Below are 25807 nucleotides of genomic sequence, written 5' to 3'. Positions count from 1 at the left end.
TAATGGAAGGTAAATCATGCAAGCAGTACTAATTATCGTTCATAAAGATATTGATCAGGTTATTGAATTATCCAAAAAACTTAGACCAACATTTAAAGTAATTATTCATTTTGATAAGAAAACACCAGTTTCAGAAGCACAAAAACAGAAGCTTCAACAATTAGGTGTGGACTATTTTTCAAAAATTAGTGTTAATTGGGGAAGTTGGTCAATTGGGCAAGTTGCAGTTGAATTAATGCATCGGGCAATGCAAGATCCAGAAATTGATTATGTCCACTTGATTTCTGGACAAGATTGGCCTTTGAAGCCAGTTGAAGAGATTAAGAACTTTTATGAGGAAAATAATAATATCTATTTACGGTATTATAAAGCTGACGTAAAAAAGGGACGTGACAATGCTCTTAATTGGCAAAAGTTTTACTATAATTACGATAAAATAGATCGTCACTCTTTGTTTGGTAAAGTCTACAATCGTTTAAGCACCTGGGTTCAAAGCTTATTGAGGGTAAATAAGTTAAAGAAATTAGGAATTGATCTTGAAATCTATACGGGGGCTAATTGGTGTGACTTACCGCGCGATGCGGTCGAATATTGTTTGGATTATTTTGATAACCATGAAAACTTCCGTAAAATGTTAAAGACCGGGAGTTTCTCTGATGAATTCTGGGTACAGACAATTATTTGTAATACTCCACAATTTAAATCACGATTACAGTATGATTACCATCGCTTTATTAAGTGGGAGCATATTCATAATAGTTTTCCTGCAATTTTGGATGAACGAGACTATAAAGCAATTAAGAAGAGCAATGCGATGTTTGGGCGGAAATTTGAGAGTCCGTATTCAGATAAGCTAAGACAGTTACTACCTTAGATAGTGGGAGGAAGAAATGAAAAGAGTTCTTGTTGTTGGGGATTTTATTAGTGGTAGTGGTTTAACACAAGTTATTTTTAACGTATTTAGTCGATTTGATCCTGTAAAGTACAAAATTGATGCCGTAGGTTATGGAACTGATCCTGAAAATCTAACTGATAAAGAATGTGAAAAATTGGGATGGATGTTTGAGCGGGTTATCCCGGTTACTAAGAACCCAATTGAACACTGGAAATGGTGGAAAGCTTTCTTTAAAGAACATCATTATGATATTGTTTACTTTAATTATTCGTCTTCTTGGAATTATTTTCCCGTAATTTATGCTAAACGGTATGGAAAAGTAAAAAAAATAGTGTGCCATTCGCATAATTCTTATTTTAGTCATGAATTCTCTAATAAATTATTGATGAGAACTTTGGTGGCAGTGAATAACCACGGAAAAAGAGTATTTAGCAAATATTCAGATCAAAAAATTGCTACTTCAAAGGAAGCGGCAAGATGGATGTTCAATAAAGACGATGATGTATTTATTAGTATTAATGGAATTGACATTCCTAAATTCGCTTTTTCAACGGAGAACAGAGAAGGTATTCGGCATAAGTTAAATATTGATACTAAGACAAAATTAGTCGGCTTCGTTGGAGTCCTTCAAGACCGCAAAAATCCGCTTTTTGCGTTGGAAGTATTTGCAAATTACCATAAGTCAAATCCGAATAGTATATTTCTGATGTTAGGGAAAGGACCATTAAAAGAGCAGATCAATGAAAAAATTCAATCGCTAGGAATTAAAGATAATGTTATCCAATACGATTTTATTGCTGACGTTAATAGGTGGTATTCGGCAATGGATGCATTACTCTTTCCTAGTATGTATGAAGGTTTGTCATTAGTTGCATTAGAGTCACAAATTAGTAATTTAAAAATTTTAGCTTCAGATACTAATGTTGAGGCTATATTTGCGACTAGTAATATTAAAAAAATGCACGGATTGGACGTTGCTAAATGGGCTAGTGAACTGGAGAGTTCATTAAGTCAAAACAAGAAGCGTGATTATTTCGATAGTAATCTGGAGAAATTTAGTGTTGCTCGCCAAGCCGAAGATATAGAAAAGTTGATGTAGGGATATTTCTTACATCAACTTTTTTTAATATATTTCTTTAATAACATTATCTAATTTAGCAAAGTAATTGTCATTATAGAATTCAGCAATACTTCCTTGAATCTCTTTCTTGTCTTTAATATCGTTGATCTTACTAATTGTTTTAGTAAGTCCATCTATATTACCTGGTTCATAGGAGAAACCATTAATTTTTTCTTTGATGACATCATCATAGCCGTCAAATCGGCTGGAAATAACTGGTATACCACGAGAAATTGACTCTAAGAAAACCATTGGTAAACCTTCAAATTTAGAAGTCAAAATTACTCCATCAATGTTTTTATCTTTAAGGTAACGCCAAGGATCTTTTTGCCAGCCAGCCCAAGTAACTTTTGAAGTAATTTGATTTTTATCGATATAGGTCTTACATTTTGTTATTTCTTCTTTTGAACCATTCCCCACTATAAATAGGTTAGTATTAGAAGAATTTTTCAAACCGTCAAAAAGTTCTTTTAGATTTTTTTGGCCCTTAAAAGAGATCCTGCCAATATAGGCAATATTAACTCCATCATGTTGTTGAAAATGCCAAATATGTTCTTGCTTGATAGGATTATAAATCACCGCAACTTTTTTTTCTGACACTCCTAAACTTACCAATTGTTTCTTAATTTTATTACTGATTGCTAAATGGTAGTCTGCATATGTGATGTCATGCGGGTTAAAAAGATCTTGATCAACTAGAGAAAAGTGAATCCAGGAAATTATTTTAAAATTTGATAACTTAGCTTTACGAAGTAGTGAAGAAAGTTTAATAAATGATGGGCTAAGTGAAATAAGAAGGTCATTTTTCTTAATAGAAAAAGCTTCTTGTGTGAAAGAGAGTAGTTTAGAAAATTTACCTGAGTAATTTATAATTCTAACTTTTATATTAGAATTTAACTTACTTAACCAATAATCATTATCGGGAGCTTCAAAAATAACTAGTTCGACAGAGTTACTTTTAGCAAAATGATTGAGTACTGGAACTAACACGGTTTCAGTCCCACCATTTCCAGAGAGGTGAGATGCAACAAATTTAATCATTGGTACTTTCCTTCCATGACGTTTTAATGATTTAACTATACACCAGACATAAAGAACAGTAAATTTACTTTTAGCAATGATTGTGGATAGTTATTAGTAGTGGTAAAATAATTTTGTTCAATTTTATATAAAAGGATAGAATACATGAACAAACAATTACTAGATTTATTCAAATTAAAATTAAAAAAACCTCAAGCAACTCAAAGAGACTTGGCAACTCGGTTGAATATCTCTTTAGGAAAGGTTAATCAGTTATTAGATCAGTTGAAGCAGAATGGTTTCTTTAATGAGAAGCTGTCTCTAACGATTAAGGGAAAAGAGTACATTAAAAATCACCATCCTCAACAGGCAGTCATTTTAGCTGCTGGCTTTGGAATGCGAATGGTCCCAATTAATACTGAGGAGCCTAAAGGATTGCTAGAAATTAATGGAGAACCATTAATTGAGCGCCTGGTCAAGCAGCTTCAAGCTAAAGGGATCAAGCGGATTAAAATTGTTGTTGGCTTTATGAAAGAACATTATGAATACTTGATCGATCAATATGGGATTGAATTAATAGTTAATACTAAATACGGTGAATGGAATAACCTGTATTCATTGTATCTGGCCAATGATTATTTAGAAAATAGTTATATTGTCCCGTGTGATCTTTGGTTTAAGAACAATCCGTTTTCAGAGCTTGAAGATCAAGCATGGTATATGTTTAGTCGACAAACTAACTCGGATTCAAACTGGCAAGTAACCACTCGGGGAAACATTAAGCCGGTTAATCAAGATGGCAATCGAATGGTTGGCCTTGCATATCTGAATAATGAGTTAGGAAAACAATTAAAACAACGATTAATTGAACGGGTAGAATCTTGTGACGGGCTTAATCAGTTTTGGGAATCAACGCTAGACTTTCATGGCTCGGTGATTGATGCCAATTTGGTTGATGAGCATGAGTATGCCGAAATCAACTCTTATGAAGAATTGCGTGATCTTGATGGTAATTCCAATCATTTAAAAAATGACGCAATTGATGTGATTGAACAAACGTTAAACGTTCCTGGAGAAGCAATTAATCAGATTCACGTCTTGAAGAAGGGGATGACTAATCGTTCTTTCATCTTTTCTTGTCAGGGAAAACGATACATTATGCGAATTCCTGGAGCAGGAACTGGTCAACTAATTAATCGTCATCAAGAATACGATGTTTATCAAAAGATTAAAGAATTACCTTATGTGGAACGGACCTTGTATTTGAATCCTCAAAATGGATATAAACTAACTGAGTTTATTGAAAACTCCCGAAATTGTAATCCTAATAATTGGGACGATGTTCAACAATGCATGCACCTATTGAAACAAATGCATCAAGAGAATTTAAAAGTTGATCATCAGTTTGATTTAGCTGGTCAAATTAATAAGTATAAGCAGTTACGCAGTGCTCCTTCTGCTTATCGTGATTACGGTAAAGTTAAGCAACAAGTAGAAAAGCTCTTGCAATATATTGAGCGGTTAGATAAAGAGTGGACGCTATGTCATATTGACGCGAATGCCGATAATTTTGTGTTTGATCAACAAGGGAATATTTTCTTAATTGATTGGGAATATGCTGGAATGCAGGATCCCCATGTTGACATTGCCATGTTTGCAATCTACTCAATGTATGATCAGTCACAGCTTGATCACTTAATTGACTTGTATTTCGAACATCCGGTTAGTGAGGATATTCGGTATAAGATTTACGCCTATGTTGCTATTTGTGGCTTGCTTTGGAGTAATTGGTGCGAATATAAGCAGTCATTAGGCTTAGACTTTGGTGAATACTCATTAGCACAGTATCGGTACGCCAAAGAGTACAGTCAAAAGGTGCTTCGGTACTTGGAAAGGAAATAAGATGGCAGAAATAGAAAACGCAATTATTATGGCAGCCGGGTTGGGAACACGAATGCGTCCGTTAACCTATAAGACACCTAAACCGCTAATTAGGGTTGCGGGAAAGCCAATGGTCGAATCAGTAATTGAAGGACTGCACCAAAATGGAATTTATGATATTTCGATTGTTGTTGGTTACTTAGCCGAGCAGTTTAATTATCTGGGAGAAAAGTATCCCGAGGTAAAGCTAATTAATAACCCGTACTATAACCAGTACAATAATATCTCATCATTGTATGTGGCTCGTAATGAATTAAAGAACACGGTAATCCTCGATGGTGATCAGTTAGTAATGAATCCCAAATTATTAAAGAGGGAATTTGCCCATTCTGGATATGCCGGAGCAAAGATTAGTCAGTTTACTGATGAATGGATTATGCATCCCGATCAATATGGTAAGATTTTACAATGCGATCGTTCGGGAAATGATCATGGCTGGCGCTTATATAGTCTATCAAAATGGCAGGCGGAAGATAGTCTGCGTCTGAAAGACTATTTAGAAGAAGAGTTTGAACAAGCTCATCACTACGATATTTACTGGGATGATATTGCCATGTTTGATTACTTTGATGAGTTTTCATTATATGTAATGCCAATCACGGCTAACGATATTATCGAAATTGATAGTGTCGACCAATTGAAACAGGTTGATCAGCAACTGACAAAGAGAGGATAGGATCGTGAAAAAGTATAAACAAATTGACTGGTCCTTAGTTACTATTCCGATTATTGTTGTTTTTGGCTTGAGTTTTTTATTAGAACGCTTCCCTAAAAATTCACAACTCATTTTGGAAGATATTCGGTCATTCTTGAATAATCAATTATCGTTTCTCTATATTTTGGTGGGATTGTTCTTTTTTATCAGTACACTGTACGCTGCTTTTTCAAGGATTGGCCGAATCAAGCTCGGTGATTCAACAGACAAACCCGAATATTCAAATCTTCGCTGGGGAGTCATGATTTTTACTTCGACCATGTCAGCCGATATTATCTTTTACGCCTTATGCGAATGGCTGATGTATTCCAGTGAGCCGTTTATCAAGCAAAAAGGGACAACAATGGAATGGTCGTTAACCTATTCGTTATTTCATTGGGGCCCGATTGCTTGGTCGTTTTACCTAATGTTGGCGGTGGCATTTGCCTATATGCTATATGTGACCAAAAACAAACGACAGAAATTTTCAGAAGCCTGTCGACCATTACTGGGTAAATATACTGATAGCATAGCGGGAAAATTGATTGATCTGATTGCGATCTTTGCTTTGATCGCAGGAACGGCGACAACTTTCTCGATGTCGATGCCTTTATTGTCGCAAACGGTTGGTGTTCTTTTTGGAATCCGTCAAGTTAAGCAACTGTCGATTATTTTAATTTGCGTGGTTGTTTCAATTTATTTGATTGCTTCAGTGATTGGAATGAAGGCAATTTCGCGGTTAAGTACGATTTGTTATGTCTTCTTTATTGGCTTATTACTCTATGTTTTACTTTTCAGCGGTTCTTTTAGTTATATTGTCGATGCCGGTGTCCAGGCAGTAGGGAATTTAACCCAAAATTTCATTGGGATGGCGACGACAACTCATAGCCATAGCTTTACCCAAAACTGGACAATCTACTACTGGTCATATTGGATTGTTTGGTGTGTGGCCACGCCATTTTTTATTGGTAGTATTAGTCGGGGACGAACAATTAAGGACGTAGTTTTACGCGGTTATGCTTGGGGACTAGGTGGAACCTTCTGTGCTTTCATTGTGTTAAGTAGCTTTGGCATGTCACGCCAAGTACAAAGATTAGTCAACGCTACTCAACTAATCTCAGATGGCAAAAACTATGCCCAGGTAGCCATTAAGCTAATGGAGACTTTGCCCCAGTATCGCATTGCCTTGATTCTTTTGGCTTTAGCAATGATTGGTTTATATTCAACCGTGTTTGATTCCATTACTATGGTTATCTCTAAATATTCATATAAGCACTTATCAATCGAAGAAGAACCTAGTAAAACTATTCGAGGCTTTTGGGCAATTGTGTTTATGCTATTGCCAATGGCACTGTTAATCGGTAATAGTAATATGTATAATATTCAGTCGGTAGCTATTATAGCGGCATTGCCGACAATGATTGTGATGATTATGATCGTGGTTGGGTTTTATAAGGAGAGTAGAAGAGACAAATGACAAAGAGAAGTAGTCGAAATTCGAGTATTGAATTACTTCGGATATTAAGTATGTTTGCGATCGTACTTCATCACTATGCATTAAAAGGAACTTTTGATTGGAATCCTTACAATCCTAAATACTCTGGTGCAATTAAAGTTAACTTGTTCCTTCATTATTTTGGGAAACTAGGCGTAGTACTTTTTGTTATGATTGGAGCATACTTTTTATGTGAAAAGCAGTTTAATTTTAGACGCCCAATAAATTTGATCGTTACTACAGTCTTTTATAGTTTTGGATTATATTTCGTGTTCAAGCTATTTGATCCAACCGGAATATGGGGGACTGATAGTGTAGTTAGAGTGTTGCTACCATTTCCCTTGCCGAGTGGATATTGGTTTGTATATTCGTATATTGTAATGCTTTTTGCAATGCCATTTTTAAATATCATTATAAGAAGTTTAACCAAGCAAAAATTGTTATTGCTAATAATTGGCTTGATTTTATTGTGGTCATTTCTTTCAATTGGCTTACAAATATTTGATAATAAGCCTGATACATTTGTCGATAGTTTTGGATATACACCAACTACTTATTTCTTTTTAATATACTTTGTTAGTGCTTATATTAGAAAATATAGTGGAAAGATTTTAAATTCCAAAGGTTATACAATGATTGGTGCCTTAATATGCGTATTGATAGCGATACTTTTGTCAACTTTAGCAATTAATGAAAAGTTATTTAATGGAATTGCTGACTTATTTGATGTGAATAGCCCTCTTGTTCTACTTACGTCTATATTTATATTTTCTTATTTTAAGAACAGCCATTTTAATAGTAGGATAATCAATTACATTGCTGGTTCAATGTTCGGTGTTTATTTGATTCATGAGGACTCGTTTATTAGGCCATTCATTTGGCAAAATATTTTTTCTTCAAAGGTATATGCTGGATCTGGGATTAAATATTTGTTAGCAGGATTATTGTTTTCGTTAATTGTTTTCATTATCTGCATTTTGATAGACATTATTTTTAGAAGGTTAATTTTTGAAAGAATTATTAAAAAGATAGTTAAGTATATTGATGCTTTTCTTGTTAAAGTTGAATTAACTATTTTATGTAGAAGGTATAAATAATTTAGAGGTGAGTGATTTGCAAATGAAGCTTAGAAAGTATATGGGGGAGAAAGGAGAAATCTATCTACTCTCTTGCTTCTTTATACTGTCTTTTATAGTTACCTACTTTTATTTCTATAAGGGTTACTTTAAAGTAGGATTTGATGATATAGTTCATTTTCAAGTGTTTGAATCAATCGCTAATGCATTTGAGAATCATAGATTACCACCACTCGTAAATTTTATAGGCTTTTCTGCAAATGGTGAATCATTTAATGGAATGTACCCATGGGTAACTTCTCTTATTTTTGTTATACCTAGATTACTAATTAATAATGTGATTTTAGCATTGTATTTTTCAATGAGTATTTTATTATTTATAACTCTATTTAACTGTTGTTTACTTTTGAAAAACTTTACCAATAAAAAGAGCGTTTTATTTTTTGGCTCAGTTATATATAGTTTTAATCAGTATAATCTTATAAATATTTATAATAGGGGAGCTCTGGGTGAAGCATTGGGATTTGCTTTTTTACCATTAGTGTTTTTAGGAATTATTAAAATTTGGCAAAAGGAATATAGGGTAGGGAGTTTATTCTTAGCCCTTGGAATGAGTTTAGTAATTAATTCTCATATTTTAACAACAGTAATATGTTGCTTATATTTAATAATATTTGAGCTGTTTAGATTATTATTGAGGAAATTAGACTTTAAAGAAATAAAGTCTATTATTGTCGCTGCTTTTATTACTATAGTAGCTTCAGCTTATACTTTAAGTAATATAATTAAACTATCATTAAAAAACGATCTCACCACTCCTTGGCGAAACATCCTAACGTTAGATTGGAATCAATTTGTGGCTGGCTCAACCAAGGCCACATTAGCTTTTCAAACATATAATTATAATTTTGGTATGTTTATATTAATAATAATGATTGTTATGGTAGTAATGCTGTTTAGATCTTGTAAAAATACATCTTGGAAAAAGTGGATAATAATTTCATGCATAACATTTGTATTAACTTTTTCTTGGGTACCGTATAAGTATATAGGATTGACTAAAAGTCCTTTAGGTACCATTCAATTTGCTAGCAGAATGCTAAATTTTGTAATTCTATTTTTAGTGATTGGGGTAACTATTTTTATTGACAAGAATTATAGGAATAATTACAAAAAGGGACTTATTATTTATAGTCTTCTAATGTTACTGTTTGCGGTATTTACAGAAATTAACTACGTAAATAACAAAAAAGCTAGTTATAATTTAACAAATGAAAATATAAATAAATATGTATATGGAAGTAATTATGCAGAATCTGATTATTCACTTAAAGATAAACATAATCATAACTGGTCAGTAATTTATAAGTCAGAGGTTTTTCCATTAAAAGATAATTTACATGAGTACTATAATGGAGTTCAATTTAATGTTTATTCATCTCAAAGGAAGCCAAGTTATATAAGATTTTTGACTTATAATGGAATAAAATATGAGGTTTACGTAAATAATAAAAAAATAATGCCAAATTATAGCTTAGGATTATTAAGGGTGCCTCTAAATAAAGGGATAAATACTTTAAATATAATTTCTAAGGCTCAACTTAGCGAATATATTTTCTTTGTAATATCAATTATAAGTACTATTATGATAATTCTTACTTTAATAATGAAAAAAGAGATCTTTGATAAAAAAGAAGTGCCTTAAGGATTAGGGTTCCAATTAGCAAAAGAAGTTTTCACCTAATTGGAACCTTAATACTTTATTGTAAGTGTTTTTAGAATATATTAAACTAGTATAGATATTGCGCAAAAATAAATTATTTAATGAAAGGAAAATAACATGTCACCAAAACAACTTGCTGAAGCAGTTAATAAGCGGCGGACATTCGCCATTATTTCACACCCGGACGCGGGTAAAACGACAATTACTGAACAACTCTTACTTTTTGGTGGGGTTGTTCGTGAAGCGGGGACTGTTAAGGCCCGAAAGACTGGTAACTTTGCTAAGTCTGACTGGATGGAAATCGAAAAGAAGCGGGGAATTTCCGTTACTTCATCTGTTATGCAGTTTGATTTCCAAGGGAAGCGAATTAATATCCTTGATACTCCAGGGCACGAAGACTTTTCTGAAGATACTTATCGGACCTTAATGGCGGTTGACTCCGCAGTAATGGTTATCGACTCTGCTAAGGGGATTGAGCCACAAACTAAGAAGCTTTTCCAAATTTGTAAGATGCGGGGAATTCCAATTTTTACCTTTATGAACAAGTTTGACCGGGATGCCCGTGATCCACTAGACTTGTTAAACGAGGTTGAAGAGACTTTAGGAATTGAAACTTACCCAATTAACTGGCCAATCGGTTCTGGCCGACAATTTAAAGGAATTTATGACCGCTTTAACCGCCGAGTTGCTTTAACTCACCCCGCTGATGAAGATAATCCATATTTACCGTTGGACGATGATGGTAATGTTAAGGGCGATAATCCATTGGCTAATGATGGTGAATGGCAAGATGCTTTAGATGAAATGGAATTAGTGGATGTTGCTGGTAACCAGCTTGATCGGGATAAGATTGCGGCCGGTGACCAAACGCCAGTTTTCTTCGGCTCTGCATTAACTAACTTTGGGGTGCAAACTTTCTTGGAAACTTACCTTCAGTTTGCCCCAGCGCCAAGTGATCACCATACAGAAAATGATGGGGATGTAAAACCGCTCGATCCAGAATTTTCTGGTTTTGTTTTCAAGATCCAAGCTAATATGAACCCTCGACACCGTGATCGGATTGCTTTCGTCCGAATTTGTTCAGGTGAGTTTGATCGGGGAATGGATGTTACTCTTGAACGAACCAAGAAGCCAATTCGTTTGTCTAACGTGACTGAATTTATGGCAGATACCCGGGAAAACGTTGAAAATGCGGTTGCGGGTGACATCATTGGGTTGTATGATACTGGAAACTTCCAAATTGGTGATTCGATCTATACTGGTAAAAAAGACATTAAGTTTGAAAAGCTTCCACAATTTACCCCTGAATTATTTATGAGAGTAACGGCAAAGAATGTGATGAAACAAAAGTCCTTCCATAAAGGAATTAACCAGTTAGTTCAAGAAGGGGCAGTGCAGTTATTCCGTTCATACACTTCTGGAGACTATATTCTCGGTGCTGTTGGGCAACTTCAGTTTGAAGTTTTCAAATTTCGGATGCAAAATGAATATAATTCTGAAGTGGTGATGGAACCAATGGGGAATAAGACAGCCCGCTGGATCGCTCCTGATCAGCTTGATGAGAAGATGTCGTCATCACGGAATATCCTTGTTAAGGACATTCATGATCAACCATTATTCCTGTTTGAAAATCAATTTGCCGAGAACTGGTTCAAGCAGAAGTACCCTGATGTGAAGCTGATGGCGAAGTTGTAGGAAAAATATTGGGAGAAATTGATGGTAGGTAAAAAAGAATAGAATGGGTTGATATTGCTAAGGGAATTGCCATTTTGTTGATGGTAATCGGTCATGAAGTTCCTTCAGGTTTATTGTATGTATTTATTTTTTCTTTTCACATGCCACTATTTTTCATTCTTTCGGGTTATACATCTCGAAAGACGAAAACATGGCAAGTAGTTATTCAGAAGAGTAAAAAAATGTTTAAACAGGTATGGTTACTTGCGGCATTGATGATTGCTTTATTAGGAATTGAAACTTTGTTACTGAGACAGGTATCTTTATCAAAAATGGTTGAAAATGATATTCATGGTATATTTATAGGTGCAAATGCAGTTCCTAATGTAAGTGTAATGTGGTTCTTATTTGTTTTCTTCTGGTCTAAGTTACTTTTTGATGGATTACAAGTGTTGTTTCCTAATCAATACAACGGCATGATTTTAGGAGTTTTAGCACTATTTGGATACATGGTTTCTAAACATATTTGGTTGCCACAAGATTTTGATTTGGTACCTATCGCAGCTTTCTTTATGTGGATAGGGTCATATTGGAGAAAAATTAATGATAATGTGGATAATAATTCTATGGCTTATATGGGCGGCTTATTAGGATTATTCATCTTATGGATTTACTGTATTCAAAATAGCTTAAGTATTGAAATGGCTCTCAGACATTTCCCAAATTTTATCTTATGTTTATTGGAAGCAGTGGCTGGCACTGTAATTATTTCGTATATCTCTAAAGCGTTTAGTACAAAGAGATTCTTTAATGGGATTAAGCTAGTTGGAAAACATACATTAGCTGTATTATGTATTCATCATTTAGATTTATACTGGGTTTTATGGGGAAAGTTTATTTCAACATGGGAGCTAGCTGTTATATTGCGACTGATAGTTGATGTGACCATTCTAGTAATATATGTTATTATTCTGGGTTGGTTAAGAAAAAGAAGATTGGCTAATAAAGTGTACTAACATAAAAAGGCATTGAGTTTACTCAACGCCTTTTTATTGTTGAAAAACAAATAATACAATTACTCATGACTTACTTCTGCATTACTTGGTAACGGTCCCGACCAGTCTTGGTAATGAACTTCCGTGCTACCTAGGATTGTCTGACGATCCATGCCATCACTATCAACGTGGTGGGTAATTCCGTATTGATCGGTCCAGGTTGCAACATCACCAAGGCCTAACTGAACACCGTTATTATGTTGAATTTTATCTGATTGATTTGGAATAATTGGACCAGCGTTGTGAACAACCTGAGCGTTACTTGGTAAAGCTCCTGACCAGTTTTCGTAGTGATCTTGAACGCTTCCAGGAATAGTTTGATGATCTAAGCCATTACTGTCAACATGGTGAATAATTCCGTATTGATCAGTCCAAACGGCAAGATCATTAGTACCTAGTTGAGCAGCTTTTTGCTGTTGGGGAGCAACATTGTTCTTTGTGACTAATGCTGAATTATTAGCTTGCTTAGTTGTACTAATGGTTTGTTGATTCGTTGAGGATGGTTGAGCAAAGTTTTGACTAGGAGTATTAGCTGCTAATTTATTATTAGTAGTAGCTTCAGTTTCTTTATTAGTTGATGATTGGCTACTAGAATTTTCTTGCTTAGTTTCTGTAGCAGCTTTTTTATGACTGCTTTGTTTAGTAATCTTAGTACTAGTAGGTTCATGATTTGCCTTATGGGTAGCTACACTACTAGTTGCACAGCCACCTAACCCTAGCGCAAGTACACATACTAATAAGCTATCGATTATTTTATTTTGCATCTTTAACATAATGTAGCACCCCTTTCTAAGCTATTATCTAGTTTCCTTTCATCTATATTGTAACATTTTTGAAATATTTAAGTAACAAATATGCAATGTGATGAAGAAAATAAAGCTTATTGACAGCAATAGAAGTAATTATGAAAGTAATATAAACTTAAGAAGTTTATTATCAGCAGTTTCAAGAAGCACTAATAATGAAGTAAATGAATCAGGTAGAAAGATCTCTATCTAGTTTTTTTATTTGGTGTTAATATAAGAATTGTTTAATTTTATGGAGGGGTAAGATCTGATGAAAAATCACTTTAAATTGTATAAAGCTGGCAAACTTTGGTTAACTGCTTGCATTACAGTGCTTGGAATTATGGGTGCTTCGAGTGTCTACGCTGATGATCAGCAATCAACCGTTACGGTAACTACTCAGTCAAATGTTGCTGCTCAGGTTCAAAATAACGTTACTAGTGATCAACTTAGTAATTTAACAACACCAACAGAGATTAATGGGTACACTAAGCAAACAGATTCTAACGGTACTACTAGTTGGAAGAATACTAGTGGACAAACGGCAAATGGCTGGCAAACTAGCCAGAATGATTGGTATTATTTCAATAATGGTCAAAACGCTACTAATTGGCAATATATCAATAATAATTGGTATTACCTAAACCCGCAAAATAGTGCGATGAAGACGGGACTACAAACGATTAACAATAGTAAATACCTTTTAAATCCACAACACGATGGCACATATGGTGCAATGCAGACTGGTTGGCAATCTGTTAATAATAATTGGTACTACTTTGCTAATAATGGTGTGGCTGTGAACGGCTGGCAATGGTTAGGGAATAATTGGTACTACTTTGATCCATCCAGTTCAATTATGCAAAGTGGTTTAAAACAGATTAATAACCATGGTTACTACTTAAATGATCAACATGACGGCACATATGGTGCAATGAAAAATGGCTGGCAACAAATTAATGGCCATTGGTATGGCTTTGGCGGTGCTAATGATGGTGCTGCCTACACTGGTTGGCATCTTATTAATAATAATTGGTACTACTTCAATCAAGATGGAGAAGCACGGACTGGTTGGCAAACGATCAACGGTCACCGTTATTACTTTGATCCAACTAATGCTTGGGCGCTTAAAAGTTGGCAAGTGCTGAATAATGACTGGTACTACTTTGATAACAATAATGCCTGGGCTTTAACTGGTTGGCAATGGTTAGGTAACAATTGGTATTACTTTGCTCCTACAAATAATGCAATGCTTGCTGGTCTTCAGACTATCAATAACAACTTGTATTACCTTAACGATCAACATGATGGTACATACGGTGCGATGAAGACTGGTTGGCAATTAATTAATGGCAACTGGTACTACTTCAACAACAGTGGTTCAGCATTATCTAGTTGGCAAACAATTAATGGTAACCGTTATTACTTCGATCCTACTAATTACCAAATGTTCACAGGTGTTCGCTCAATTAATGGCGACTACTACTTCTTTAGTCCATCAGGAAGTCAACAAAAAGGTTTAGTCTATAATCCAGCATCCGGTTCACTTCAATATTATGATTTAGTAACTGGAGTTCGTCAAAATTCTGCTATAGTTGATGGACGAACATTATTATTTAATTCAGCAACAGGTGACTTAGATCTTACTAGTCTTAATGAGGGATTAAATAGTCTTGGTAATAATCGTTATTATAAGCAGGGAAACCAATTGTTAGCTAATGCCTGGGAAAAGCTTAATGGTAACTGGTACTACTTTGGTAATAATGCAGCAGCCACTACTGGTTGGTATAAGTCTAATGCTGGCTTCTGGTACTACTTTAACCAGGATGGAACTGCCAAGACTGGTTGGCAAAGCATCAATGGTCACTGGTACTTGTTTGATGCTAACAATGCAAATTCAGTTCTAGGCTGGTACCAATCACCGGCAGGTTTCTGGTATTACTTTGATCCGGAAAATGCATGGGCTCATACTGGCTGGACATTTGTGGGTCATAACTGGTATTACATGGATCCAACTAATGCCAATATGTGGACTGGCGGTCACTGGATTGATGGTCACTGGGTAAACCTGCAAAGTAATGGTGCTTTTGTTGGCTTTAGTCAACGGGTAATTAATTGGTTCTTGGCCCGTGAAGGCAAGTTGACTTATTCGATGTATGGTTCACGAACTGGAGCTGATGGAACTGCTGACTGTTCTGGATCAATGACTCAAGCTGTTTGGAGCGCTGGTGGTCATACACCTGCCCATACTTATTCCACTTTAGATTTGGGTAATTACTTGCTTCAAAATGGTTACTACCTTGCAGGACGTGGCCGTGGCGTTCAAAATGTTCAATACGGTGATATTGTGATTTGGGGTAACCCAGGTGCTTCTGCTGGTGGAGCAGGTCATACGGTAGTCATCTCTACTGCAGGCCCAGATCCAATGTGTATCTCAACTTGTGGATACTACTGGAGTTCAAATCCAAATTCTCGGTATGGTGCTGCTGGTCAAGCTGTTCAAGAATTTAACTATCAATGGTATTGGAACGATGATGATCGGCCATACCAAATGGTTTACCGTCCTAACTTCTACTGGGCATAATGATAATGAGATCTCATCAGTTGATGGGATCTTTTATTATTAATTGCGGTGTTAATTCTAAAATAGATGTTGTAAAATAATTGTGATTAAGCGTAAAAAAGGAGAATCATCAATGACTAACAAGAGTCTTCATTCTCATAAATTGAGAAATACGATTTTAGTTGCCAGTGCTGCTTTGACACTTGGATTATTATCCTCTAACACTAAAGTAAGTGCTGATAACATTGCCACTGAAAACACAGGTTATGTAGTTAAGGCAAATACTTCTGCTAGTTTAGCCGCAACTCCAGCAGCTAATAGTTATGCTGCTGCAAGCTCAGCAATTAGTGCTACACGTACTGCTAGTGCCGCTAAGTCTGCCGCTAGTTCAGCAATTGCTAGCGAGTCTTCTGCAATTGATTCTGAATATGCTGCTAAGAGTGCAGCTCAAGCTAAAGCAAATTCAGCAGCTGAAAAAGAATTATCTGATGCTAATTCTTCAGCTTATGCAGTTGCCTCTAGTGCTGTAAATACTGATCCAACAAAGATTCCTGGGATCGAATCAGCTGCCCCAACAGAATACAAAGTATATAGTGATGCTACTTCAAGTGCTAATGCCGCATACGCTCAAGCAAGTGATTCGGCTGCCCAAGCTTCAACCGCTGCATCAGCTGCCAAGGTAGCTAGTGATAATGCTGCTGAAGCCTTAGATGCTGCTAAGAAGGTCGCTGAATCAGCTTCAAGTGATGATAAATCAAATGCTGAAGCCGCAGTTACAGAAGCAGAAAAAAAGAGTGCTGAAGCAAAGAGTGCATATGAAGAAGCTCAAAAGAAGAGTGAAGCTGCTCAAAAGGAACTAGCAGAAGCTAAGAAAACTCGGGAAAGCGCATTAGCAACAGCCAAGACCTTATTTATCGGTGCACTTGCTCAAAGTGGTTTCTTAAATAAGCTTGAACAAAGCAATCGCAATGCTTTACAAAAATTGAAGGAAGAAAATCAAGCAAAACTAACTGCAATCGAAACAGAAAAAAACAATACTCTTGCTTCAATGAAAAGTACAATTAATGGTTATTTGAAGGATCAACTGGCTTACTTGAATACTAATCCGTTTTTACCAACAGGAACTCCTAATAGTTGGGGAACTAAAGAAGTTAAACAAGAAGATGGTACTACTGAAACTGTTTGGTATTATTATGGAAAAGATGGTAAAGCTCTACAAGGTTGGCAGCAATTAGGTGGCAACTGGTTCTACTTCACACCAAGTGATGGTTCCATGGTTACTGGAATTCAAAAGATTGATGGGAATATTTATTACCTTAACATTAATCATGATGGTTCTTATGGTGCGATGAAAACTGGCTGGCAAAAGGTTGATGGCAAATGGTATGGCTTTAAAGGTGACGGAAGTGCATATCTTGGCTGGCAATTACTTAATAATCACTGGTATTATTTCGATACTGATGAAGGATATGCCTTAACTAGTTGGCAAAAGATTAACGATCATTGGTACTACTTTGATCCAGTTAACGCCTGGGCGCAAACAGGTTGGTTTAAATCTGGAGCTGGTTTCTGGTATTTCTTCGATTACAGTAATGCCTGGGCCCTTACTGGTTGGCAACGGCTTAATAATCGTTGGTACTACTTTGATCCAGTCAATGCTAGTGGTCAAAGAGGCTGGTTCCAATCACCGGCTGGCTACTGGTACTTCTTTGATTACAATAATGCCTGGGCATTAACTGGCTGGCAATGGCTAAATGGTCACTGGTACTGGTTTGATAACACTAATGCATCTGCATATACTGGCTGGCAATGGTACCGTGGTTATTGGTACTTCTTCAACCAAGAAAATGCTTGGATGTCAACTGGCTGGACAACCAATCGTGATAACAATGAGTTATATTACCTTGATGCAGCAGGTCATCCAGTTACTGGTTGGCAGATGAGTCAAGACGGTACTTGGTATTACTTCCAATCAGGTAGTTACGCTGCTGCTACTGATTGGCAATGGCTAAATGGTCACTGGTACTACTTTAATCCAGGTTATCCAAAGCACGGTGCAATGATGACTGGTTGGCAAAATATCAATGGTAAGAGCTACTACTTCTACAGCAATGGTTACTGGAGTGGCTACTAATAAGTTAAATTAATATTTTATTGATTGAGAACGTTTTGGCTTAATAAGGGTCAAGACGTTTTTTGTAACAAAAAATTTCACTAATATTACAAGACGGCAACATTCGTTAACAAACTGACGACATTCGACTTTTTAAGAAAAATTTATTGTATAGTAGTAACCGTTGAAATTATTGATGAACGAATTAAAGGGAGTTGTATTTTAGTTTATGAGTAAGAAACATTACAAGTTATATAAGAGTGGCAAGCAATGGTTAACTATGGGAATCACTATTGCTTCATTAGCTTTTGGTATAACAATGGCTACTGACGCTCAAGCCGATGTAGTTGCTCAAGACAATGCAACTTCGACTACTCAAGTTGCTCAATCACAACAAACTGTTGAAAGTGCAACTGTGGCAGCTAGTTATGCAAGTACTAATAATAGTGTTGCTAGTGCAAGTAATAATGTTGTCTCAGCACAGCCAGCAACAACTAACAACTTTTCCACTAATGTTGCTAGTCAAGCTAGTCAAACAACTTCAGTAGCCCAAAATGGGTTAGTTAAAGAAAATGGTAATACTTATTACTACAATAATAATGCCAAAGTTACTAATGAATGGGAACAAGTAAATAACAATTGGTATTACTTTGGCAATGAAGGAAATGCCCAAACTGGTTGGTACCAATCACAAGCTGGCTTCTGGTATTACTTCAATAACGAAACTGCTCAAGCAGAAACTGGTTGGCAAAAGATTAACAATAACTGGTATCACTTTGATGAAACCAATGCTAATGCAAGTACTAGTTGGTATCAGTCCAATGCCGGTTTCTGGTACTACTTCGATCAATCAAATGCCTGGGCTGAAAAAGGTTGGCAGAAGATTAACAATAACTGGTACTACTTCGATAATACCAATGCTAATGCTTTAACTGGTTGGCAAAAGATTAATAACAACTGGTACCACTTTGATGAAGGTAATGCCTGGGCTAACACCGGCTGGTACAAGTCTAACGCTGGTTTCTGGTACTACTTTGATACTACTAATGCCTGGGCTTTAACTGGTTGGCAAAAGATTAACAATGTTTGGTACTACTTCGATACCACCAATGCTAATATGCTTACTGGTACTCAAACGATTGATGGTAAGACATATAATTTTGGAGCCAATGGTGCCTGGTTAGATGATCATAGTGAAGCCGTAAATAAGGCAATGTCAATGCGTGGTCGTGCTTATGTATGGGGTGGTAATAATCCATCTACTGGTTTTGATTGCTCTGGGTTAGTTCAATGGGCATATGGCTTAGGAGCTAACTATCGAACAACTTACCAACAACAAGCATTAGGTACTCACCACTATGACGTTGCGAATGCTCCTAAGGGTGCGTTGCTATTTTATGGTAGTGATAGCGCACCATACCATGTAGCGATCTCTCTTGGTAATGGTGCATATGTTCATGCTCCAGAACCTGGTGACGTAATTAAAGTTGGTTACACTAAGTACTACTCAGCAAGTTACTATGTTGTGTTGTAATTAGTCTTAGAATATAAGATAATAGATGAAATAATTAATAAAGAAGGAGCATTATTATATGAAAAAACTTATGGCAACTGTTGCTGCCGGTGCATTAATGATTACTTTAGCAGGCTGTGGTAATTCAAGTAGTTCTACTAAGGATAATTCAAGTAATGATGCATCTTCAAGTAAGGTTGTAAAAAGTGCAAAAACTTCTGGTAAGACTGCAGCTACTTCTACTAGTCAAAGTAAGAAGGCAAGTGAAAAGTCAGTATCTAGTTCTGCAGTAACAAGCAGTTCATCCAGTAATGTTACTTCTAGTAGCAAGTCTACTACTGCTACTTCAACATCAGAGCAAAGCACTCGTGAACAAATGACAGCACAAGATGCCAAAAATATTGTTAAAGAACATATCGGTAATCAGTTAAACAATGCTGGTATCTCAGGTAAGCCAGCTACTGGATTACCTTCAATCGATGAGGTTGATGGATATACGGCTGTTCAAAATGGAATTAACGATTGGACTGTTAGTGGTAACGGTCATTCATTCCATGTTACGGCTACTTCTGTTACTGGAAAATAATTGAATATAATATAATCCATAGTCTACTGTGACGTAGATTATGGATTTTTATTTTGGACTAAAAGTTATTGCGGATAGGCTGAATTGCTTTATAATTACAGTGTTAAAGATTATTTTTGGAGGATTTTTAATGAGAAAAATAGGTTTAGTAATTGTTACGTCGCTACTTGCTGTAATTTTAGCAGCATGTGGTAACACACATAATAGTAATTCATCTTCTAGTTCGAACAATACGAAAGTTGCTAAAAAGGCAGCTAATAGTACTATCATGAATACTTCTAATAATTCAACGCTCGATCCTAATCAGCTAACGCCAGCTCAAAATGCTGCGCTAGTTCTTTATTATACTGGTGAGCATATGCCAGGGTCTGATCAAAATGATTACTCTAAGGATATGGATGTATCTGGTCAAGGAGCGGTTGTAAAAATTTATAATAAGGATAGTGTTCCTAAGGGAGAGGGACCGCTTTATAAGGATTATCCTGATGGTGCAGATCTTTTATACTATGTGAAACTTAATCAAAAGGATAGTGAACATGGAATAGATAGTACTTACTACACAATAGCTGGGAATAAGACTTACATCTCTGATAGCGATGCGGGAATATCTCCCGATGGGGTAACTAAAGCTGAAATGGTTGCTTATGCTAAGCAGCATCATGCAGTTAAGCGGATTATGAATGTTGCTAACAATACTAAGGTTCAAGACATGCGGAATCAATCTGCATCAGCAAATAATTCACATAATTTATCAACTCAGCAACTGGGAACCCTTGTTGCTTTATACCAAGAACCAGATTGGTTTAAGGATGGAATAAGTGATGGAATGATGTGGTATGGAAGCAACTCGAATGGCTTTAGTTACGTTACCGCTAATGGTGATCCAACTAGTTGGCTGTATTTTAAACAGAATGGCAACGATGTAACGATTAAATATGTTGATCCAAAAGAGGGACAATCAGTAGCAGAAGCTTCGACTACAACAAAACACGTTACGGTGTCGGGATTAATTCGTGATTACTACACTAATCAATCACAGAAAGATGAAGTTAATGGTTACGCTAATAAGTTAAAGCCAGAATCAGATTATAACGATAATTAATAAAAGAAGTCATTCAGAATCATATCAAATTCTGAATGACTTCTTTTATTATTCGTGAGTTGTGACTGGTCTTTGAACTGTATGGGTTGCAGTATTTTCAGATACATGACCTGTAGTTGCAGCAGGAGTTCGAGTTGTTTGGTATTCGTTACGAATAGTTGACTGGGTTCTTCTTTCCGTTTGGGGAACCTGAGTAGTAACTTGCGAGCTCCTTATTTCTCCATAGGTTCTCGCACTATTAGAATAGGTGGAAGTATGTTTTTGCGATGATGTTTTACCACCAATAACATAATCACTCCCGTTACCACTACCTGGATCGTTGTAACTAGCACCGCCCGGTAAGACAAAGTCTGTATTAGTTACACCATTATAGAATGGCTGAGATTTGTACATTCTCGTTTCGTGGTTAACAACTTTCTTAGGTTTAAGACCTAGTTGTTTACGAATGAGTTTAGAAATACGATTAATTTCTTTTGGACTAGCAATTTGGAAAGAAACACCATCAATTGTGGCATCTTGTCCCTGGAAATGGTAAGTTGTGACATTATCCATAGCAGCATGGTAATTACCGTATAGTGTTGCAATATCGTCAACTGGAATATTTGTTTTTACGCCATCTTTAACTGCATCAAGAATATTATTAGCAGTTCCAATAGAGCCGGATTTCTTAAATTTCTGAATAACGCTTTCGATAATTTGTTGTTGACGTTTTTGCCGTCCGTAATCATTATTTGGATCACTATAACGCATTCGAGAATACTTAAGAGCTAATTCACCATTAAGGTGTTGCTTTCCTTTCTTGAAGTGGTGTCCTTCATAAGTGAAAGCAAAAGGATTATCTACAGTTACACCACCAACCGTATTAACAACCTTTTTTAAGACTCCCATGTTAATAACGGCATAGTAATCAATCGGGACATCTAATAGCTCAGAAACAGCTTTAACGGTCTTTTTGGGACCACCGATTGAATATGCCGCATTAATCTTTACATATGTAGGACCTTCCTTAGTTGGAACGCGGACTAAAGTATCACGGGGAATACTGGTCATAGTTATTCTCTTTGTTTTAGGGTTAATTGTGAATAATTCAAGTGAATCAGTATTTCCACCTGTATTTCCACGGTCCAAGGCACCAACATCGGTTCCCATTGTTAGAACAGAAACAGGCTCACCTTTTTGGAGTTTCTTGCTGATTTTACCATCGCCACTACCAAAAATATTATTAGCAGCCGAATTGATCTTATGGTATTCGTAGCCTCCACCGAGTAATACCAAAATAACTAGTGCCCAAATAATATTTTTAACCCAGCGAGGAGTTCGGTAATGATGAACTTCTGGTGTATTTGGATTCATATTTGATGAAGTTCTCCGTGGCTTATTATTTGAAGACTTAAATTTTGGTAACTTAAATTTTGACATTTTGGATTCATGATTTTGCTTCTGATCCTGAGCTACCTTATCATGGATCCGTTGTTCCATCTTTTTTCGATATTCTTCACGTGTCTCGTGATTGTCATTCATATTTTGTACCTCAATCAAAAGTTTTTAACCTTATTAATATACTATAAATGTAAGGGTCATTTCAATTTGCTAATATTAGCTTAACAATTCTGTAAACATTTCGTTCTATAATGCCATTTAGTGTAGAATTATGATATAAGATTATTTCGATAAGCTATGGGGGAAGATTAATGAATAAAAATCTTGTGAAAATAACGACAGTTGCGGCACTGACCACCGCAATAGGGATTGGGATTGTTGAAAATAATGTTCTCGCTGATACACAACCAGGAGATACAGCGACAAGTGTTGATTCTGGTAATGTAAATAATAATCAACCTACTATCAGTAATGTTGTCCAACAACAAGCTTCAGCAACAACGACAGCACTCTATTCTGCAAATCTAAATACGCAAGAAGCACAGTACGTAAACTTCCCACAAGGATATACTCTTGATAAATTAAGGGGTATTTCTAATTCTACTGAAGCAAATAATTTTCAGCAGACAACGATTAGTGGGATGAGTATGAATAACTACCAATCAAATAGTACTGCTGCCAAAGAATATGTAAATGTTAATAACATTAGTCCTGAACAAACGATCCAAATGAATCAGTATGGAGTAGGCTTAGTAAATCAAATTAGAAGTGAGTTTGGCTTGGAGCCTTTTCAATTAAATGACGAAACGATAGATCAAGTTCGGTCAATGGCGTTGGAATATCAAAATAAGAATGAATCATTAATGAATGGTCATTGGCATGATCCAGAAATTCTTAACAATCATAGTGAAAATATTGCTGCTCAACAGATTTATAATGACAATATAAATGGCTTAATCGTCCGTCCTTTTGCAACTGCTAAGGGAAATGAATTTATTAACAATAATGCTGTTCCTGTATTTAGCATAACCACAATGGATGATTTACGGGCATTAATCTACTATGGTATAATGGGAATGCTTTTTAATGATGCTTCAGATGGTTTTGGTCATGCGCAAAACTTTTTGACTAATCCACAAAGTATTAATACGCTTGGGATCTATCCTTCAATTACTAAGTCAATTGGTACAGGAACATATAGTGATGGTTCGAAATTTAATTTTAATTTGTTAAATATTGACATGCACTTTATTTGGGCTGAAGGAGATAATAATTCTAGCATGGCTGAAGAATATAATACTCCTGGCTGGCATTTAGTTGATAATAAGTGGCGACATTTTGATCAGGCTGGATTACTAGAATTAGGGTGGAAGTGGATCAATGGTAATTGGTATTACTTAGATCCAGCTACTGGTAATATGCAAACTGGTTTGAAGAATATTAATAATAATGTGTACTACCTAAACAATAGTGGTGCAATGGTAACTGGCTGGCAAAGGGTAAATGGTAATTGGTATTACTTCCAAAATAATGGTGCCGCTTTGACAGGCTGGCAATTCATTAATGGTCACTGGTATTACTTCACTGGTCAGGGAGTTGCTGAAACAAATTGGCAATGGATTGGAAACCATAAGTATTACTTTGATTTAGATAATGCATGGACGTTAACCAATTGGCAAAATTTGAGCGGTAATTGGTATTACTTTGATGTGAACAATGCTTGGATGGATACGAATTGGCAGTGGATTGATAATAATTGGTTCTACTTTAACCCTAGTTATGGTCAAATGATGACAGGATTACAAACGGTCGGAAATAGTTTGTACTTCTTAAATACGCAACATGATGGCAGTTATGGAGCTATGCGAACTGGTTGGTGGAATATTAATAATAACTGGTATTTCTTCTATAATAACGGAGCTGCAGCAAAGGGATGGTTCCGGTCTGGTGCAGGAAACTGGTACTACTTTGGTAACGATGGTAAAGCGTTGACAGGTTGGCAAAAGATCAACGGGCATGGTTATTACTTTGATACTGTTAATGCCTGGGCAGTACGTGGATTTCAGTTGATTGATAACAGTTGGTATTACTTCGATCCAATAAATACTTGGCAGAATAGTGGCTGGCAATTTATTGGTAATAACTGGTTCTATATGAACTCAACGACTGGCCAAATGGAGAGTGGGTTGCAAACGGTTAACGGAAAGGTATATTTCTTAACCACTCAACATAACGGTTTGTTTGGAGCAATGACTACTGGTTGGCAAAAGGTTAATGGAAAATGGTATTACTTTGATGCTACCGGTTCAGCACTAATCGGCTGGCAAAAGATCAATGGTCGTTACTACCACTTTAAGAATAATGGTGAAGCAGATACTGGGGATGTTTACTTAACCAATAACGGACAAAGTAAGCTTTACCATTTTGATGAGCAAAATGCATGGTTAACTGAATAAGTTGATTAAGAAAGGTTGGCGTTGAGTCAGCCTTTTTGTATTAGCTTGTTAGCTAAATAATTAAGTGCTAAAATAAAACCGTATTTTGTTACTTTTGGGGAGGAATAATCTTGAAAAAGAAATTATGGTTGGTTTCAACCACTGTTTTAGCAGGATTAGCGCTTGGAATTACTAGTGTTAGTGCTGATACTAGTGTAAGTACAAACAGTAGCAATATGAATAGTACTACTGTTGCTACTACTAATAATGTAAATACAGATAGTAGTGCTGTATCGACTCAAGTAAGTAATAGTGATGCAGCAGTTACGAGTGCTTCTGCTGATACTAATGTACAAGGTAGTAATGTTGCAAATGAACAACAAACTACGACTGTTGCTCAGTCTGTCACAGCCACTACCAGTCAAGCACGAGCAGATTGGTACTCTGGTTATTCAACTGGCTGGCAATCAAGTCGGAATTATGATGGTACCTATGATTGGACTTATCGTAAGACTGATGGTACGCGAGCAGAAGATGAATGGCTATTGATTAACGGTTCCTGGTACTATTTTGATGCTAGTGGGGAAATGGTAAACAATGGCTGGCACTATGCTCCATGGTATGGACAAGGAAATTC

18 protein-coding genes and 1 pseudogene are annotated in these 25807 nt (G+C 36.0%); 16 read left to right on the top strand and 3 right to left on the bottom strand.

The features are described 5' to 3' along the window. The first annotated feature begins 16 nt into the window (after positions 1 to 16). Together MR181_RS01450 and MR181_RS01445 are read left to right on the top strand one after the other, a co-directional pair. Positions 17 to 874 carry a beta-1,6-N-acetylglucosaminyltransferase gene (locus MR181_RS01450; protein WP_242334035.1) on the top strand — a complete coding sequence of 286 codons (858 nt, stop codon included), beginning with the start codon at positions 17 to 19 and terminating at the stop codon, positions 872 to 874. A gap of 16 nt (positions 875 to 890) precedes the next feature. Beyond that, on the top strand, positions 891 to 1994 hold the full coding sequence (locus MR181_RS01445; RefSeq protein WP_242334033.1) for a glycosyltransferase: 1104 nt from the start codon (positions 891 to 893) through the stop codon (positions 1992 to 1994). Between the two features lie 24 nt (positions 1995 to 2018). On the opposite strand, the gene MR181_RS01440 is transcribed toward MR181_RS01445, so the two are convergent. Beyond that, positions 2019 to 3056, bottom strand: coding sequence for a glycosyltransferase (locus tag MR181_RS01440; protein WP_242334030.1), 1038 nt, complete (start codon positions 3054 to 3056; stop codon positions 2019 to 2021). A 144-nt stretch (positions 3057 to 3200) separates the two neighbouring features. On the opposite strand from MR181_RS01440, the gene MR181_RS01435 reads away from it, so the two are divergent. From MR181_RS01435 to MR181_RS01405, 7 genes are all read left to right on the top strand, one after another. Beyond that, on the top strand, positions 3201 to 4937 hold the full coding sequence (locus tag MR181_RS01435) for a phosphotransferase (RefSeq protein WP_242334028.1): 1737 nt from the start codon (positions 3201 to 3203) through the stop codon (positions 4935 to 4937). 1 nt (position 4938) lies between these two features. Further along, entirely contained in the window at positions 4939 to 5652 is a 714-nt protein-coding gene (locus MR181_RS01430) for an NTP transferase domain-containing protein (RefSeq protein WP_242334025.1), read from the top strand. A gap of 4 nt (positions 5653 to 5656) precedes the next feature. After that, entirely contained in the window at positions 5657 to 7147 is a 1491-nt protein-coding gene (locus MR181_RS01425) for a BCCT family transporter (protein WP_242334022.1), read from the top strand. Next, complete coding sequence (locus tag MR181_RS01420; RefSeq protein WP_242334019.1) at positions 7144 to 8262, top strand: acyltransferase family protein; 1119 nt, start codon at positions 7144 to 7146, stop codon at positions 8260 to 8262. Before MR181_RS01425 ends, MR181_RS01420 begins: the two co-directional genes overlap by 4 nt. 22 nt (positions 8263 to 8284) lie before the next feature. Further along, positions 8285 to 9946 (top strand): glycosyltransferase family protein, encoded by a 1662-nt coding sequence (locus tag MR181_RS01415; RefSeq protein WP_242334015.1) that lies wholly within the window; start codon positions 8285 to 8287, stop codon positions 9944 to 9946. Positions 9947 to 10081: 135 nt separating this feature from the next. Then, complete coding sequence (locus tag MR181_RS01410) at positions 10082 to 11659, top strand: peptide chain release factor 3 (RefSeq protein ID WP_242334012.1); 1578 nt, start codon at positions 10082 to 10084, stop codon at positions 11657 to 11659. A gap of 38 nt (positions 11660 to 11697) precedes the next feature. Beyond that, complete coding sequence (locus tag MR181_RS01405; RefSeq protein WP_340139455.1) at positions 11698 to 12654, top strand: acyltransferase family protein; 957 nt, start codon at positions 11698 to 11700, stop codon at positions 12652 to 12654. Positions 12655 to 12713: 59 nt separating this feature from the next. Here MR181_RS01405 and MR181_RS01400 read toward each other — a convergent pair whose 3' ends face one another. Next, entirely contained in the window at positions 12714 to 13466 is a 753-nt protein-coding gene (locus MR181_RS01400) for a superantigen-like protein SSL4 (RefSeq protein ID WP_242334009.1), read from the bottom strand. 283 nt (positions 13467 to 13749) lie between these two features. Between MR181_RS01400 and MR181_RS01395 the strand changes: the two genes are divergently transcribed. The 5 genes from MR181_RS01395 (at position 13750) to MR181_RS01375 (ending at position 21355) form a co-directional block, all read left to right on the top strand. Next, a complete protein-coding gene (locus tag MR181_RS01395; RefSeq protein WP_242334007.1) occupies positions 13750 to 16062 on the top strand; it encodes a peptidoglycan amidohydrolase family protein in 2313 nt (770 codons plus the stop codon). A 112-nt stretch (positions 16063 to 16174) separates the two neighbouring features. Beyond that, on the top strand, positions 16175 to 18175 hold the full coding sequence (locus MR181_RS01390; RefSeq protein ID WP_242334004.1) for a hypothetical protein: 2001 nt from the start codon (positions 16175 to 16177) through the stop codon (positions 18173 to 18175). A 208-nt stretch (positions 18176 to 18383) separates the two neighbouring features. Beyond that, positions 18384 to 19688, top strand: coding sequence for an NlpC/P60 family protein (locus tag MR181_RS01385; protein WP_242334002.1), 1305 nt, complete (start codon positions 18384 to 18386; stop codon positions 19686 to 19688). Between the two features lie 58 nt (positions 19689 to 19746). Then, positions 19747 to 20253 (top strand): hypothetical protein, encoded by a 507-nt coding sequence (locus MR181_RS01380; protein ID WP_242333999.1) that lies wholly within the window; start codon positions 19747 to 19749, stop codon positions 20251 to 20253. 130 nt (positions 20254 to 20383) lie between these two features. Continuing rightward, a complete protein-coding gene (locus MR181_RS01375; protein ID WP_242333996.1) occupies positions 20384 to 21355 on the top strand; it encodes an Lreu_0056 family protein in 972 nt (323 codons plus the stop codon). Between the two features lie 48 nt (positions 21356 to 21403). Here the strand turns inward: MR181_RS01375 and MR181_RS01370 are convergent, their stop codons facing one another. Continuing rightward, positions 21404 to 22876: an LCP family protein gene (locus MR181_RS01370; protein WP_242333993.1), complete on the bottom strand. Its 1473-nt coding sequence runs from the start codon at positions 22874 to 22876 to the stop codon at positions 21404 to 21406. A gap of 170 nt (positions 22877 to 23046) precedes the next feature. Here MR181_RS01370 and MR181_RS01365 point away from each other — a divergent pair, with 170 nt between their 5' ends. Further along, entirely contained in the window at positions 23047 to 25191 is a 2145-nt protein-coding gene (locus MR181_RS01365; RefSeq protein WP_242333989.1) for an SEC10/PgrA surface exclusion domain-containing protein, read from the top strand. A 110-nt stretch (positions 25192 to 25301) separates the two neighbouring features. Beyond that, positions 25302 to 25807 (top strand): annotated as a pseudogene (locus MR181_RS01360) (hypothetical protein); the annotation flags it as partial.

This window comes from Limosilactobacillus urinaemulieris (assembly GCF_932750685.1).
GTDB lineage: Bacteria > Bacillota > Bacilli > Lactobacillales > Lactobacillaceae > Limosilactobacillus > Limosilactobacillus urinaemulieris.
This window is presented reverse-complemented; position numbering and strand designations above follow the sequence as displayed.

Excerpts from the sequence above, each read along its gene's own strand:
- MR181_RS01440 (WP_242334030.1), bottom strand. The coding sequence starts at position 3,056 with ATGATTAAATTTGTTGCATCTCACCTCTCTGGAAATGGTGGGACTGAA.
- MR181_RS01375 (WP_242333996.1), top strand. The coding sequence starts at position 20,384 with ATGAGAAAAATAGGTTTAGTAATTGTTACGTCGCTACTTGCTGTAATT.
- MR181_RS01415 (WP_242334015.1), top strand. The coding sequence starts at position 8,285 with ATGAAGCTTAGAAAGTATATGGGGGAGAAAGGAGAAATCTATCTACTC.
- MR181_RS01380 (WP_242333999.1), top strand. The coding sequence starts at position 19,747 with ATGAAAAAACTTATGGCAACTGTTGCTGCCGGTGCATTAATGATTACT.
- MR181_RS01370 (WP_242333993.1), bottom strand. The coding sequence starts at position 22,876 with ATGAATGACAATCACGAGACACGTGAAGAATATCGAAAAAAGATGGAA.
- MR181_RS01430 (WP_242334025.1), top strand. The coding sequence starts at position 4,939 with ATGGCAGAAATAGAAAACGCAATTATTATGGCAGCCGGGTTGGGAACA.
- MR181_RS01400 (WP_242334009.1), bottom strand. The coding sequence starts at position 13,466 with ATGTTAAAGATGCAAAATAAAATAATCGATAGCTTATTAGTATGTGTA.
- MR181_RS01365 (WP_242333989.1), top strand. The coding sequence starts at position 23,047 with ATGAATAAAAATCTTGTGAAAATAACGACAGTTGCGGCACTGACCACC.
- MR181_RS01445 (WP_242334033.1), top strand. The coding sequence starts at position 891 with ATGAAAAGAGTTCTTGTTGTTGGGGATTTTATTAGTGGTAGTGGTTTA.
- MR181_RS01410 (WP_242334012.1), top strand. The coding sequence starts at position 10,082 with ATGTCACCAAAACAACTTGCTGAAGCAGTTAATAAGCGGCGGACATTC.
- MR181_RS01385 (WP_242334002.1), top strand. The coding sequence starts at position 18,384 with ATGAGTAAGAAACATTACAAGTTATATAAGAGTGGCAAGCAATGGTTA.
- MR181_RS01395 (WP_242334007.1), top strand. The coding sequence starts at position 13,750 with ATGAAAAATCACTTTAAATTGTATAAAGCTGGCAAACTTTGGTTAACT.
- MR181_RS01450 (WP_242334035.1), top strand. The coding sequence starts at position 17 with ATGCAAGCAGTACTAATTATCGTTCATAAAGATATTGATCAGGTTATT.
- MR181_RS01420 (WP_242334019.1), top strand. The coding sequence starts at position 7,144 with ATGACAAAGAGAAGTAGTCGAAATTCGAGTATTGAATTACTTCGGATA.
- MR181_RS01390 (WP_242334004.1), top strand. The coding sequence starts at position 16,175 with ATGACTAACAAGAGTCTTCATTCTCATAAATTGAGAAATACGATTTTA.
- MR181_RS01435 (WP_242334028.1), top strand. The coding sequence starts at position 3,201 with ATGAACAAACAATTACTAGATTTATTCAAATTAAAATTAAAAAAACCT.